The sequence below is a fragment of the Streptomyces sp. NPDC059679 genome, from assembly GCF_042734105.1.
Taxonomy (GTDB): Bacteria; Actinomycetota; Actinomycetes; order Streptomycetales; family Streptomycetaceae; genus Streptomyces.
This window is the reverse complement of sequence record NZ_JBHWES010000060.1, coordinates 21,739-35,326: the sequence shown is the minus strand read 5'-3', so window position 1 is coordinate 35,326 and position 13,588 is coordinate 21,739. Positions and strand designations below refer to the sequence as shown.

The window sequence follows — 13,588 nt, the reverse complement described above, 5'->3', positions numbered from 1 at the left end:
TCAGTCCTGCTTCTCGCCGCTGGCGTAGCGGGAGATGATGAGCGCGACGATGATGATCGAGCCGTTGATGAACTGGTTCCACAGGGGCGGTACGCCACCGAGCGTCATCACATTGACCACCAACTGCAGCGTAAGCACACCCGTGAGCGCCCCGAAGAGCGTGCCGCGCCCGCCCTTGAGGCTGATGCCTCCGATGACCGCGGCGGCGAACACCTGGAAGATCCAGCCGTTGCCCTGGGTGGCGGCCACCGAGCCGTAGTGGCCGGTGTAGAGGATGCCGGCGAAGGCGGCGAGCAGCCCGCCGACGGACAGCACGATCCAGGTGATCCGGTCCACCCGGATGCCCGCCGCACGGGCGGCCTCCGGGTTGCCGCCGATGGCGTACAGCGCGCGCCCGTGCCGCAGATAGCCCAGCGCCAGGCCGCCGATCGCGTACAGCCCCAGGCAGATCCACACGGCCGCCGGGGCGCCCATCCAGTCGGCCTTGCCCAGGTAGCGGAAGGACTCGGGGACGTTGATGATCGACTGGCCCTCGGCGACGCCGACCTGGAGGCCGCGCAGCATGGTGAGCATGCCGAGGGTGGCGATGAACCCGTTGACGCGCAGTTTGAGGATGAGGAAGCCGTTGGCCGCCCCGATCGCGGCGCCGACGGCCAGGCACAGCGGGATCGCGGTCCAGGTGGGCAGCAGGCCCAGGCCCTCGAACCGGGCGCCGTGGGCGGGCAGCACCAGCCACAGGGCGATCACGGGCGCGACGGCGATGGTCGACTCCAGGGAGAGGTCCATCCGCCCGCAGATCAGGATCAGCGCCTCGCCCAGCACCAGCAGCCCCAGCTCGGTGGACTGCTGGACGACGCCGATCAGATTGTCCTGGGTGAGGAAGGCGGGCGAGACGATGAAGCCGATCACGCCCAGCACGAAGATCACCGGGACCAGTGACAGATCCCGCCAGCGGGCGATGTCGATCTTCGGTCGCGCCCGTCCGGCCGTCGCCGCCGCTTCGCCGGCCGCCACCACTTCGGCGGGGCGCTGCCGTGTGGTATCGGTCATGACTGGCTTCCCTCTTTCCCCTCGAACGCGCGGTTTCTGCCGTCTCCTGCTGTGCCTGCTGCTTTCTCTGCGCCGTGCTCCGTCTCCGGTCCCGCCATCCCCTCCATCGCGGCGACCAGCCCGCGGTCGCTCCAGTCGCTGCCGAACTCGGCCACGACGCGCCCGTGGAAGAACGCCAGAACGCGGTCGCACACCCGCAGGTCGTCCAGTTCGTCGGAGACGATCAGCGCGCCGCTGCCGGCCGCCGCCACCTCCCGTACTACGCCCAGCAGCGCGTCCTTGGACTTCACGTCCACGCCGGCGGTCGGGCGGATGGCCACCAGGACGCTCGGCTCGCGCGCCAGCGCCCGCGCGATGACGACCTTCTGCTGGTTGCCGCCCGAGAGGCCGGAGACGACCTGCCCGGGGCCCGAGGTCTTGATGTCGAGCGAGGCGATCATGCGGCCGGCGAAGGCCCGGGTCCGGGAGGGCAGCACCGTGCCGAAGGGGCCGAGCTGGTCGGCCACCGTCAGCGTGGCGTTCTCGGCGACGCTGCGGCCCAGGACCAGGCCCTGGCGGTGCCGGTCCTCGGGTACGTACCCGATGCCCGCGTCGATGGCGTGCGGCACGCTTCCGGGGCGCACGGCGTGGCCGCGCACCACCACCCGCCCGCCGTCCTGCTTGCGCAGCCCCACCAGGGTCTCGCCGACCGCGGTGTTGCCGCTCGCCGTCGCCCCGGCCAGGCCCACCACCTCGCCCGGCCGCACCACCAGGTCGAGTGGGTCGAACTCGCCCGCGCGGGACAGCGCTTCGGTGCGCAGCACCGGCTCCGCGCCGGGGCCGGTCTCCTCGCCCGGCACGGCCGCGGGCACCGCGCCCCGCACCCCCTTGGGCGGCCCGGCCTCGGCGTCCCCGGTCATCGCCGCGACCAGTTCGTCCTTGGGCAGCTCGGCGACCGGGGCGGTCACCACATGCCGGGCGTCGCGGAAGACGGTGACGGTGTCGCAGAGTTCGTAGACCTCCTGCAGATGGTGCGAGATGAACAGGAAGGCGACGCCCTGGCGGCGCAGTTCGCGCAGCTTGCTGAAGAGCCGTTCGATGCCCCCTGCGTCGAGCTGCGCGGTGGGCTCGTCGAGGATGATCAGACGGGCGCCGAAGGACAGCGCCCTGGCGATCTCGACGAACTGCCCCTGCTCGACGGTGAGGTCCTTGGCGCGGGTCTGCGGGTCGACATCCACCCCGTACTCGGCCAGCAGGGCGCGGGCGTCCTGGCGCAGCGCGCGCCAGCGGATCCGCGAGGTGCCCTGGAAGCGGCCGAGGTAGAGGTTTTCGGCGACCGTCAGGTCGGGCACCACCATGGACTTCTGGTAGACGCAGGCCACCTTGCGCTGCCAGGCGGCGGTGTCGCCGTAGCCGGGGGCGGGCTCGTCCGAGAAGGTGACGGTGCCCTCGTCGGGGCGCTCCATGCCGGTCAGCACGGACACCAGCGTGGACTTGCCCGCCCCGTTGCGCCCGACCAGCGCATGGGCCTCCCCCGGCCGTACGGCCAGATGCGCGCGGTCCAGGGCCAGGGTCGGCCCGAACCGTTTGACGATGCGCTCCGCCCGTACGACGGTGGGCTCCGCGGAGGTTGGCTGGTCAGCGGCGGCGGGCTGGTCAGCGACGGCCATGGCTACTTCTTCTCGAGCTGGTTGGCCCACAGCTTCTTGTCGTCGACGTTCTCCTTGGTGACCAGCGGCGCCGGGAGCTGGTCCTCCAGGCCGTTCTTGATCTTGACGATCTCGGAGTCGTGGTCGGTCTTGCCAGGTTTGAACTTCTTGCCGTCCAGAGCCGCCTTGGCGTATTCCAGCGCGTACTTGGCGTACAGGTCGGCGGGCTGGGAGAGGGTGGCGTCGATCTTCCCGGAGCGGATCGCGTCCAGCTCCTCCGGGATGCCGTCGTTGGAGATGATCGTGATGTGCCCGTCGGACCCGGCGGGCTTGAGCAGCTTCTTCTGCTCCAGCAGCGCGAGCGTGGGCTGCAGGAATGCGCCGCCGGCCTGCATGTAGATGCCGTCGAGGTCCTTGTGCTGGGCCAGCAGGCTCTGCAGCTTGGCGGAGGCGACGTCGCCCTTCCAGTCGGTGGGCAGCTCGTGCACCTTGATGCCCGGGAACTTCTCCTTCATACAGGAGGCAAACGCCTCGGAGCGGTCGCGGCCGTTGATGGAGCTGAGGTCGCCCTGCAGCTCGGCGACCCGGCCCTTGCCGCCCAGTTGCTTGCCCAGGTACTCGCAGGCGTTGGTGCCGTAGGCGCGGTTGTCGGCCCGTACGACCATGTAGACCTCGCCCGCGTCCGGGCGGGTGTCCACGCTGACGACGGGGATCTTCTTCTCCTTGAGGTCGTCCAGGGTGGAGGAGATCGCGCCGGTGTCCTGGGGGGCCATGATGATCGCCTTGGCGCCTTGGTCGGTCAAGGCCTGGACGTTGGCGACGAGCTTGGCGATGTCGTTCTGCGAGTTGGACAGCGGCAGCGCGTTGACCGTGCCGTCGTCGATGCCCTTCTCGAGGTACTGCTGATAGGAGTTCCAGAAGTCCGTGTCGGTGCGCGGCATGTCGATGCCGACCTTGCCACCACCGGCGCCGTTGCTCTCGCGGTTGCAGCCCGCGAGAGCGGCGGCGGCGAGCAGCACGGCACAGGCGACGGTGCCGGTCGTGCGGAGTCTCGTCATCGAATCCCGTCCTTGATCGAGTGGTGCGGCTCTGTGCTCCAGGGCTGTGGGGGCGGGGCGTACACCCCGGGTCCGTCAGGTGGCGGGGCGCAGGCGCAGGCCCTGCATCCCCCCGTCGACGGCCAGCGCGGTGCCGGTGACGGCCGCGGCGGCGGGGCTGGCCAGATACGCGACGGCCGCCGCCACCTCGTCGGCGGCCACCAGCCGTCCGGCCGGCTGACGGGATTCCAGGGCGGCGCGTTCGGCCGCGGGGTCGTCGGCCCGGCCGAGCAGCCGGCCGACCCAGGGGGTGTCGACGGTGCCGGGGTTGACGCAGTTGACGCGGATGCCCTCGCGTACGTGGTCGGCGGCCATGGCCAGGGTCAGCGCGAGCACGGCGCCCTTGCTGGCGCTGTAGGCGGCGCGCTGCGGCAGCCCCGCGGTGGCCGCGATCGAGCAGGTGTGGGTGATGGAGACGCTGCCGGGCCGCTCGGCCGCGGCGGCGCGCAGATGGGGCAGCGCGGCGCGGGCGGTACGGACCAGGCCCAGGACGTTGACGTCCAGTACCCGGTGCCACTCGTCGTCGGCGTTGTCCTCGACGGTGCCGATGGCGCCGATCCCGGCGTTGCCCACGACGGTGTGCAGCGCCCCGAACTCGGCGACGGCCTCGGCCACCCCGCTCCGTATCGCCTCGTCCGAAGTGACGTCGGCCTTCACCGCCAGGGTGCCGGCGGGGGCGCCGGCCGGGTCGCGGTCGAGCACCGCGACCCGCGCTCCGCGATCGCGCAGCAGGGTGGCGATCGCGGCGCCGATACCGGAGGCGCCGCCGGTGACCAGCGCGGCCAGCCCCTCGAAGTCGCCGGTCGGGTGGGCCTGGTTCACGAGGTTCCCTCCTGTGGTGCGACGTTCCGGGCCTGCCACTCGGGCCCGTCCGGGTAGCGGTAGGCGGCGATGGACTCGGGGTGCATCCGGGCGGAGAAGCCGGGCGCGGCCGGGGCGAGATAGCGGCCGCCCTCGACGACGGCCGGGTCGGCGAAGTGCTCGTGGAGGTGGTCGACGTACTCGATGGCCCGGTCCTCCCAGCTGCCCGAGACCGCGACGAAGTCGAACATCGCCAGATGCTGGACGAGTTCGCACAGGCCCACCCCGCCGGCGTGCGGGCAGACCGGCACGCCGAACTTGGCGGCGAGCAGCATGATCGCCAGGTTCTCGTTGACGCCGGCCACCCGCGCCGCGTCGATCTGTACGAAGTCGACGGCGCCGGCCTGGAGCAGCTGCTTGAAGACGACGCGGTTGGCGACATGTTCGCCGGTGGCGACCTTGACGGGCTGTCCACTGCGGATGGCGGCGTGCCCGAGGACGTCGTCGGGGCTGGTGGGCTCCTCGATCCAGTGCGGCTCGTACGGCGCCAGGGCGCGCATCCAGCGCAGCGCCTCGGCCACGTCCCAGCGCTGGTTGGCGTCGGCCGCGATCCGCACGTCGGGGCCGACGGCCTCGCGGGCCAGGCGCATCCGCCGCAGGTCCTCGTCGAGGTCGCCGCCGACCTTGAGCTTGATCTGTTCGAAGCCGTCGGCGACGGCCTCCTGCGCGAGCTTGATCATTTTCTCGTCGGAGTAGCCGAGCCAGCCCGGGGAGGTGGTGTAGGCGGGGTAGCCCCGTTCGCGCAGCTGGGCGGCCCGCTCGGCGCGGCCCGGCTCGGCGGCGCGCAGGATCTCCAGCGCCTCCTCGGGGGTGAGGGCGTCGGTGAGATACCGGAAGTCGACCAGCTCGACGAGGTCTTCGGGCGGCATGTCGGCGAGGAACTGCCACAGCGGCTTGCCCACCTGCCGGGCGGCGAGGTCCCAGGCGGCGTTGACCACCGCGCCGGCCGCCATATGCATCACGCCCTTCTCGGGGCCGAGCCAGCGCAGCTGCGAATCGTGTGTCAGATCCCGGTAGAGGGCGCCGAGGTCGGCGGCGGTCAGCGGGGCGGGGCGGCCCACGACGTGGGGGCGCAGCGAGCGGATCGCGGCCGCGGTGACATCGTTGCCACGGCCGATCGTGAAGACGAACCCGTGCCCCTCGGCCCTGGCGCCGCCGGTCTCGTCGGCCGCGTCCCCCTCCGCGCCCTCCGCCGCGTCCGTGCGCAGCACGACGTACGCCGCCGAGTAGTCGGGGTCGGGGTTCATGGCGTCCGAGCCATCAAGCTGTTCGGAGGTGGGAAACCGGACGTCATGGACCTCGATCTCGGTGACGGTCGGGCGCAATCTCAATGGGGACTCCCTGTACGGCGCGATAGAACATCGGACCTTTCGCGGTGATCCGATGTATAGCGCCGCATGGGCCCGTCCGTCCAGAGGGGTGCACGAAATTTCCTCAGAGCGGCCGGAGAACAGATCGGATGAATCTCTGCTCGCCGCTCCGTTACTCCCCCTGCCTGGCCCTCTGGCTCGCCTCTGTCCCTTGCTCCTCCCCACCCCCACATGGGGGCTGCGGCGGGGGGCCCCGGACGCCGTAGGCTTGGGACGATGCGAATGGAACTGCAGCCGGAGGCGGTACGGACCCGTCCGCCCCGGTCGGAAGGAGGCGCTGGGTGATCGAGCTTGAGGGGGTTCCCGAGCTGATCGACCCGGTCATGATCTGTGCCTTCGAGGGCTGGAACGACGCCGGAGACGCCGCCTCCACCGCGGTGGGGCACCTGGATCGGGAATGGAAGGGCGAGGTCTTCGCCGCGCTCGACGCCGAGGACTACTACGACTTCCAGGTCAACCGGCCGACCGTGGCGCTCGAAGGCGGCATCCGCAAGGTCACCTGGCCGACCACCCGGCTCTCGGTGGTCCGCGCGGGCGGCGGCGACAAGCCGCGCGACCTGGTGCTGGTGCGCGGCATCGAACCGAGCATGCGCTGGCGGTCGTTCTGCAACGAGATCCTCGGCTATGCCCATGAGTTGGGCGTCGAGATGGTCGTGGTCCTCGGCGCGCTGCTCGGCGACACCCCGCACACCCGGCCGGTGCCGGTCAGCGGCGTCACCTCCGACCCGGATCTGGCCCGCAGCCTCGACCTGGAGGAGTCGCGCTACGAGGGGCCGACGGGCATCGTCGGCATCCTCCAGGAGGCGTGCACCCACGCCGGGGTCCCGGCGGTCAGCCTGTGGGCGGCCGTACCGCACTACGTCTCGCAGCCGCCGAACCCCAAGGCCACCCTGGCCCTGCTCAACCGCCTCGAGGACCTGATCGGCGTGCGCATCCCGCTCGGCGAGCTGACGGAGGACGCGCGCGCCTGGCAGCTTGGGGTCGATCAACTCGCCGCCGAGGACAGCGAGGTCGCGGAGTACGTCCAGTCTCTGGAGGAGGCCCGCGACACGGCGGAGCTGCCGGAGGCGTCGGGCGAGGCGATCGCCCGCGAATTCGAGCGCTATCTGCGGCGCCGGGACGGCCAGCCGGGCCCGGGCGGCCATGCGACGGACGCGGGCGGCGGGATCGCGGACGGACGCGAGGGCGGCACGGGCGGCCCCGGCTCGTATCTGCGCGACTCCTCGGCCCCGGGTGCCGGCACCGGCCCTGGCACCGGCACCGGCTCCGGCTCCACGCGGCCGCGGAGACCTTCGGCGAAGGACGACACGGCGGAGGAGCGGGACGAGAACGGCGAGAGCGGCGAGGGCGACGAGAGCGGCGGCGAGCAGAGCGGCGGCCGCGAGCGCCCCGACGGCGACCAGGACGGCTGAGCGCGCCCTGGCCCTGGCCCGGGCCGAGCCGGGCCGCCCCGGGCCGGACCCGGAGGCTCAGGCCGGGCCTCCGGCCCGAGCCACAGAGCAATGCCGCTGCGGGTGCCGCTACGGGCCCTCCCCCGGACCCCAGTAGCCCCCGCATGGCGCCATCGGCGTACCACAAGGCAAGCAACGGCCGTGGGGGCGGGGGGCGCCCCCCGCGCGGGGGGCGGGGCCCCGCCCCCCGGGCCGGGGGGGGGGGGTATTGGGGGCGGCCCCCCCCCCCCCGCCCCCCCCGCGGGCCCCCCCCCCCCCCCCCCCCCGCCCCCGCCCGCCCGCCCCGCCGTGGTGGGCACTCTCCGCCCCCCCCACCACCCGGCCGGGGGGGGGGGGGGGGCCCGGGCCCGGGGGGGGGGGCGCCCCCCGGGCCCCCCGGGCCGGGGTCGCTCTTCTAGAGCGCGACGCCCAGCAGCGCGTCCACCGCGCGGGACACCAGACCCGGCGCCCCCTCGTCCGTACCGCCCTCGGCCGCCTGCGCCGCCGCCCAGCGGTCGACCGCGGCCAGCGCGGCCGGGGCGTCGAGGTCGTCGGCCAGGGCGGTGCGGATCTCGTCCAGGAGGGCGTCGGCCGGGGGGCCGTCGGGGCGGGAGACGGCGGCGCGCCAGCGGGCCAGGCGCTCCTGGGCCTCCTGGAGGACGCCGTCGGTCCACTCCCAGTCCTCGCGGTAGTGGTGCGCGAGGAGCGCCAGGCGGATGGCCGCCGGGTCCACGCCGTCGCGGCGCAGCGCGGAGACGAAGACGAGATTGCCCTTGGACTTGGACATCTTCTCGCCGTCGAGGGCGACCATGCCCGCGTGGACGTACGCCTTGGCGAACGGCCGCTCCCCCGTGAGCACCTGGGCGTGCGAGGCGCCCATCTCATGGTGGGGGAAGGCGAGATCGGAGCCGCCGCCCTGTATGTCGAAGCCCATGCCGAGGTGGTCCAGCGCGATGGCCACGCACTCTATGTGCCAGCCGGGGCGGCCGCGCCCCAGGGATCCGCCGTCCCAACTCGGCTCGCCCGGGCGGGCGGCCAGCCACAGCATGGGGTCCAGGGGGTTCTTCTTTCCGGGGCGGTCCGGGTCGCCGCCGCGCTCGGCCGACAGCAGCCGCATCGCCTCGGCGTCGAGCCCGGAGACGCCGCCGAAGGAGGGGTCCGACTCGACGGAGAAGTAGATGTCGCCCTCGAGCTCGTAGGCGGCGCCCGCGTCGCGCAGCCGCTCCACGAGGGGCACGATGCCCGGGATCGCCTCCACGGCGCCGATGTAGTGGCGCGGCGGCAGCATCCGCAGCGCCGTCATGTCCTCGCGGAACAGGGTGGTCTCGCGCTCCGCGAGGGCCGTCCAGTCGTCGCCGTTCGCCACGGCGCGCTCGAGCAGGGGGTCGTCGATATCGGTGACGTTCTGGACGTAGTGCACCTGCCGCTTGGTGTCGAGCCACACGCGTTGTACGAGGTCGAACGCGTTGTAGGTCGCCGCATGCCCCATGTGGGTGGCGTCGTACGGGGTGATCCCGCAGACGTAGATGCGGGCGACGGGGCCGGGGTCGAGGGTGAGCGGTCCCCCGGTCGCGGTGTCGTGGATCCTCAGGTCGCGGCCTCTGCCAGGCAGGGCGGGCACCTCGGAAGCGGGCCAGGCATACATGTGTCGAGCGTAACCGGACGCAGCTTCCGGATACGAACCGGATGGGGCCTAGTTGGCTTGATAGGCGGTCTTGCGGAATCGCCCGTGACCTGCTGTGTCTGCTCCGTCCGACCGGTACGCGGTCAGACCGGGGGCCAGGGGATGGCGGGCCACTGTCCGCTGGGCTTGGGGTGGCACCCGGACCGCAGCAGGGCCGCGACCCGGGCGCGCAGCGCCGCGATCTCGGCTTCGGTGATCAGCTCGGCCAGCCGGGCGGTGAGCGGATCGCCGTCGGCCAGCCGGTCCGCGAGCCCCCGCAGTACGGTCAGCGCCTCGTCGGACAGCGGCTCGCCCGCCCAGCCCCACAGCAGGGTGCGCAGCTTGTCGTCCGCGTTGAACGTCACACCGTGATCAATCGCATAGATCTGCCCGTCGGCGGTGGGCAGCAGATGGCCGCCTTTGCGGTCGCCGTTGTTGATCACGGCGTCGAGGACGGCCAGCCGGCGCAGCCGCTCGTCGTCGGCGTGCACCAGCAGCGCGGTGCGGCCCTCGTCCACCTCGGCGAAGGCGACGGCCTTCCACCCCGGGCCCGGCTCATCGCCGTCGACGAGCGCCAGCAGCTCCGGCGCGCCGTCGCCGTCCTCGCCGGTGGCCGCCTCGATCCACAGCTGGCACATGCCCTGCCCGTACGGCCCGTCCCGCAGCACGGTCGGCGGCACCAGGCCCCAGCCGGTGGCCTCGGAGAGCTCGTACGCCGCGACCTCGCGCTGGGCCAGCGTGCCGTCCGGGAAGTCCCACAGCGGGCGCTCCCCGGCCACCGGCTTGTAGACGCAGGCGGCGCTGTGGCCCTCGTACTCGACGGTGCAGTACAGCACCGCGTTGGACGCCTCCCGGACCCGGCCGCGCACCGTCAGCTCGCCCAGCGCCAACAGCTCGGACGGCTCGGGAGCCCCCGGAGGCCCGGCGGGCTCCGAAGGCCCGGCGGGCTCCGGAGGCGTCATGCCCCGCGGCGATATCCGTTCTGGCGCGGACATACGTGTCCCTCCGGGTCGAGCGGCAGACTGCACAGCGGGCACGGCGGCCGGCCGGCGTTGACGACCTCCAGGGCGCGCTTGGCGAACGCGCGCGCCTGAGGCCCGGTGAGCCGTACCCGAAGCATCGGCGGCCCGTTGACCTCGTCCTGGAGCAGCCGCTCCTCGGCCTCCGCGAGGTCTTCCTCCGACTCGGCCTCCAGCTCGACGAGGGCCTGCGCCTCCACGATCATGCGCTGTTCCTCGCCGTCCCAGGCGAGCGCCATGGTGCCGACCCGGAACTCCTCCTCCACGGGGACTTCCAGCGGCGCGGTGTCACTGAGCTCCTGAGGCGCGACGGCCGGCACCGGGGCGTTGCCACCGGTGCGCCGCACCACCTCGTCCAGCAACTCGTCTATCCGCTCGGCGAGCGCGGCGACCTGGGTCTTCTCCAGCGCGACGCTGGTGGTCCGGCCGCCCCCGGACGCCTGCAGGAAAAAGGTGCGGCGCCCGGGCAGCCCGACCGTGCCGGCGACGAAACGGTCCGGCGGGTCATAGAGGAACACCTGACGGGACAACGTCCTGCTCCATTTGGTTCGGCGTGGTTTGCGACGTGGTTTTCAGGGTTTTGGCTGTCGACTGCTGGGACGCACGTATGCCCGGCCACGGCTGTGCGCGGCCCGGCGGCTCCGCGGCACCACCCTACTGCGCTCGGCGATCACGGTGCCCCCGCGCCGCCACCCACCTCCGCGTCCCCGGTCCGGCCCGCGTCCGCGCTCCCGCCCGGGCCCTCGTCCGCGCCCTCCTCACGGGGCGCGACGGGCGCGAGGGAGCCGAAGTCGCCGGTGTCGCCCAGCCGCACGACGAAGGGGCGCAGCTGGGTGTAGCGGACGGCGGTGACCGAACAGGGCTCGACCGAGATGCGCTGGAAGAGGTCCAGATGCATGCCGAGGGCGTCGGCGATGAGCGCCTTGATGATGTCGCCGTGCGAGCACATCAGATACACCGCGTCGGCGCCGTGCTCCTCCTCGATCCGGGCGTTCCAGTCGCGCACCGCGTCGACCGCGCGCGCCTGCATCGACCGCATGGACTCGCCGCCCGGGAACGCGGCGGCGGACGGGTGCTGCTGGACAACTCTCATCAGGGGTTCGTCGGCGAGCTCGGCGAGCTTGCGCCCGGACCAGTCGCCGTAGTGGCACTCCCCGATCCGCTCGTCGGTGTGCAGGGGCAGCTCCGGCCGGGCGGCGAGCAGCGGGGCCAGGGTCTCCTGGCAGCGCTGCAGCGGGCTGGTGACGGCGGCGGCGAGCGGCAGCGCGGCGAGCCGTCCGGGCAGAGCCGCGGCCTGGGCGGTGCCGCGCTCGTCGAGTGCGACGCCGGGCGTCCAGCCCGCGAGGACTCCTGCGGTATTGGCGGTGGACCGGCCGTGCCGTACGAGGATGAGCGTGGGCATGGCTGCCACCCTACGGCCCCCGAACAGCGCTCCCTGGCTCGCCCAGGAGCCGCCCGTGCGCTTTCGTCGCAAGCGGGGCAGAATGCCCCGCGTGATCGTGGACTGTGGCATCTACCAAGACGGGCGGCGTACCGAGGGGCCTGCCGACTTCTCCGACGCCCTCGACCAGGCGCGAGCGGAGGGTGACTCCTTCCTCTGGATCGGCCTGCACGAGCCGACCGAGAAGGAGTTCGAGCTGGTCACCAGCGAGTTCGGGCTGCACCCGCTGGCCGTCGAGGACGCGCTCAGCGCCCACCAGCGGCCCAAGCTGGAGGTCTACGACGACTCGCTGTTCCTGGTGCTGAAGCCGGTCGAGTACGACGACACGGCCGATACCGTCAGTACCGGCGAGCTGATGGTGTTCGTCGGCGACTCCTTCGTGGTGACCGTACGGCACGGCCAGGCCAATCCGCTGAGCGCGGTGCGCGAGCGGCTGGAGAAGATGCCCGAGGTGCTGCAGCACGGGCCGACGGCCGTGATGTACGCGGTGTCCGACGCGGTCGTGGACCACTACCTGGATGTCGCGGACGCGCTCCGCCTCGACCTGGACGAGCTGGAGACGGAGGTGTTCAGCCCGGTCGGGTCGGCGATGAACACGGCCGGCCGGATCTACGGCTTCAAGCGCCAGGCGCTCGAATTCCGGCGGGCCACGGGGCCGCTGGCGGAGCCGATGGCGCGGCTCGCGGGGGCGGGGGTGTCGTTCGTCCACGAGGGGTCGCGGCCGTTCTTCCGCGATGTCAGCGACCATCTGACCCGGGTGAACGAACATGTCGAGGGGCTGGACCGGCTGCTGTCGGACATACTCGCCGCGCATCTGGCACAGATGGGCGTGCGGCAGAACGACGACATGCGGAAGATCTCGGCGTGGGCGGCGATGGCCGCGGTGCCCACGCTGATCGCCGGGGTCTACGGCATGAACTTCGACCACATGCCCGAGCTGTCGTGGACATGGGGCTATCCGGCGGTGCTGCTGCTCATGGCCGGGGTGGTCTTCGGGCTGCACCGCTTCTTCAGGCGACGCGGCTGGCTGTGACCGGGCGGCTCGGCCTTCGGGCGTAGCGCCGCGGCCCTCGGGCGTAACGCCGGGGCCCTCGGGCGAACCGGGTCAGCCGAACCTGGGTCAGGCGAACTCGGGAGCGGGCGTCGCGCGCCCGCCGAGCGCGTCCCGCCGCTCCGGCATCCGCAGCGTCACCATGCGCCGCCAGCCGCCCAGCCACTCGAACAGATACAGCGCGTGGATGCCGGCCGCCAGCAGCGCGGCCCTGGCCCTCGACCAGCCCAGGATGCGGCCCATATGGGCCATGACGGCGAGGCTGACGTCGCGGTGGACCCGCGCTTCGACGAGTGCGCACTCCTTGAGCGCCCGCTGGATGGTCGGGCCGTGCCCGGCGGCGGCAAGGCGCAGCAGTTCCTCGTGGCAGTAGGCGAGGTGGTTGTCCTCGTCGTCCGAGATCATCCTGACCGCGCGGCCGACGAGCGGATCGTCCCCGAAGTACCGGCACAACATCGCCATCTGGGCGGAGGCCCGCTGCTCGGTGACCCGGCTGTGGACGAGGTAGGTGATGATGTCCTGCTCGGTCAGCGGCTCGTCGCGGCGCAGCTTGTCGTGGCCGAGGCCGATGCCACGCGCTTCGAGCAGCATGGTGTAGTCGGTCTCGCGCGGGACCTCGACCGGTTCGAGGCCGCGCCGGCGCAGCAGGGCGTTGAAGATCCTGCCGTGCTTGTCCTCGTCCGCGCCATGCCGGGTGATCTTCGGGGCGAGGGCGCGCCGACTCTCCGGTACGAGGGCGGCGATCCTTCCGTTCTCCCAGCCGCCCTGGGCCTCGCCGCCGGCGGCGATGGAGCAGAAGAGCCGGAAGGATTCATCGTTGTCGATGATCTCCTGGAACAGCCTTTTCGCCGACAGCATCTCCGCCACCTCCGTGCCCGGCGTCGCACGACCTCCGCGCAGCAAAAGTCAAATGCCGTGCGTCGGCGGCGGCAACAGGTGGGGCGTCCGGCTGCGCCGGACGAGGGACCCGGCGGGCGG

At 72.6% G+C, this 13,588-nt stretch carries 12 protein-coding genes; 2 read left to right on the top strand and 10 right to left on the bottom strand.

Annotated features, from left to right (window positions below; all coding sequences use genetic code 11):
* The 5 genes from ACFV2X_RS41985 to ACFV2X_RS41965 all read right to left on the bottom strand — a co-directional run bounded on the left by ACFV2X_RS41985 (position 1) and on the right by ACFV2X_RS41965 (position 5,961).
* Positions 1 to 1,050 (bottom strand): ABC transporter permease, encoded by a 1,050-nt coding sequence (locus tag ACFV2X_RS41985; protein WP_385626581.1) that lies wholly within the window; start codon positions 1,048 to 1,050, stop codon positions 1 to 3.
* A complete protein-coding gene (locus tag ACFV2X_RS41980) occupies positions 1,047 to 2,699 on the bottom strand; it encodes a sugar ABC transporter ATP-binding protein (RefSeq protein ID WP_385626580.1) in 1,653 nt (550 codons plus the stop codon). Before ACFV2X_RS41980 ends, ACFV2X_RS41985 begins: the two co-directional genes overlap by 4 nt.
* 2 nt (positions 2,700 to 2,701) lie before the next feature.
* Positions 2,702 to 3,736 carry a sugar ABC transporter substrate-binding protein gene (locus ACFV2X_RS41975; RefSeq protein ID WP_385626579.1) on the bottom strand — a complete coding sequence of 345 codons (1,035 nt, stop codon included), beginning with the start codon at positions 3,734 to 3,736 and terminating at the stop codon, positions 2,702 to 2,704.
* Between the two features lie 75 nt (positions 3,737 to 3,811).
* A complete protein-coding gene (locus tag ACFV2X_RS41970) occupies positions 3,812 to 4,597 on the bottom strand; it encodes an SDR family NAD(P)-dependent oxidoreductase (RefSeq protein WP_385626578.1) in 786 nt (261 codons plus the stop codon).
* The gene (locus ACFV2X_RS41965; protein WP_385626620.1) at positions 4,594 to 5,961 is read right to left on the bottom strand and encodes an enolase C-terminal domain-like protein; all 1,368 of its coding nucleotides are present in this window, start codon (positions 5,959 to 5,961) and stop codon (positions 4,594 to 4,596) included. The genes ACFV2X_RS41970 and ACFV2X_RS41965 overlap by 4 nt, the downstream gene beginning before the upstream one ends.
* A 326-nt stretch (positions 5,962 to 6,287) precedes the next feature.
* Here ACFV2X_RS41965 and ACFV2X_RS41960 point away from each other — a divergent pair, with 326 nt between their 5' ends.
* Entirely contained in the window at positions 6,288 to 7,418 is a 1,131-nt protein-coding gene (locus ACFV2X_RS41960) for a PAC2 family protein (protein WP_385626577.1), read from the top strand.
* A gap of 433 nt (positions 7,419 to 7,851) precedes the next feature.
* Here the strand turns inward: ACFV2X_RS41960 and mshC are convergent, their stop codons facing one another.
* The 4 genes from mshC to ACFV2X_RS41940 all read right to left on the bottom strand — a co-directional run bounded on the left by mshC (position 7,852) and on the right by ACFV2X_RS41940 (position 11,520).
* The gene (mshC, locus tag ACFV2X_RS41955) at positions 7,852 to 9,081 is read right to left on the bottom strand and encodes a cysteine--1-D-myo-inosityl 2-amino-2-deoxy-alpha-D-glucopyranoside ligase (protein WP_385626576.1); all 1,230 of its coding nucleotides are present in this window, start codon (positions 9,079 to 9,081) and stop codon (positions 7,852 to 7,854) included.
* A 122-nt stretch (positions 9,082 to 9,203) separates the two neighbouring features.
* Positions 9,204 to 10,061: an SCO1664 family protein gene (locus tag ACFV2X_RS41950; RefSeq protein ID WP_385626575.1), complete on the bottom strand. Its 858-nt coding sequence runs from the start codon at positions 10,059 to 10,061 to the stop codon at positions 9,204 to 9,206.
* Complete coding sequence (locus ACFV2X_RS41945) at positions 10,058 to 10,648, bottom strand: DUF3090 domain-containing protein (RefSeq protein ID WP_385626574.1); 591 nt, start codon at positions 10,646 to 10,648, stop codon at positions 10,058 to 10,060. Before ACFV2X_RS41945 ends, ACFV2X_RS41950 begins: the two co-directional genes overlap by 4 nt.
* A gap of 140 nt (positions 10,649 to 10,788) precedes the next feature.
* Positions 10,789 to 11,520 carry a histidine phosphatase family protein gene (locus ACFV2X_RS41940; RefSeq protein ID WP_385626573.1) on the bottom strand — a complete coding sequence of 244 codons (732 nt, stop codon included), beginning with the start codon at positions 11,518 to 11,520 and terminating at the stop codon, positions 10,789 to 10,791.
* An 82-nt stretch (positions 11,521 to 11,602) separates the two neighbouring features.
* Here ACFV2X_RS41940 and corA point away from each other — a divergent pair, with 82 nt between their 5' ends.
* Positions 11,603 to 12,592 carry a magnesium/cobalt transporter CorA gene (gene corA, locus ACFV2X_RS41935; RefSeq protein ID WP_385626618.1) on the top strand — a complete coding sequence of 330 codons (990 nt, stop codon included), beginning with the start codon at positions 11,603 to 11,605 and terminating at the stop codon, positions 12,590 to 12,592.
* Between the two features lie 87 nt (positions 12,593 to 12,679).
* Here corA and ACFV2X_RS41930 read toward each other — a convergent pair whose 3' ends face one another.
* Entirely contained in the window at positions 12,680 to 13,468 is a 789-nt protein-coding gene (locus ACFV2X_RS41930) for a ferritin-like domain-containing protein (protein ID WP_385626572.1), read from the bottom strand.
* Between the last annotated feature and the right edge of the window lie 120 nt (positions 13,469 to 13,588).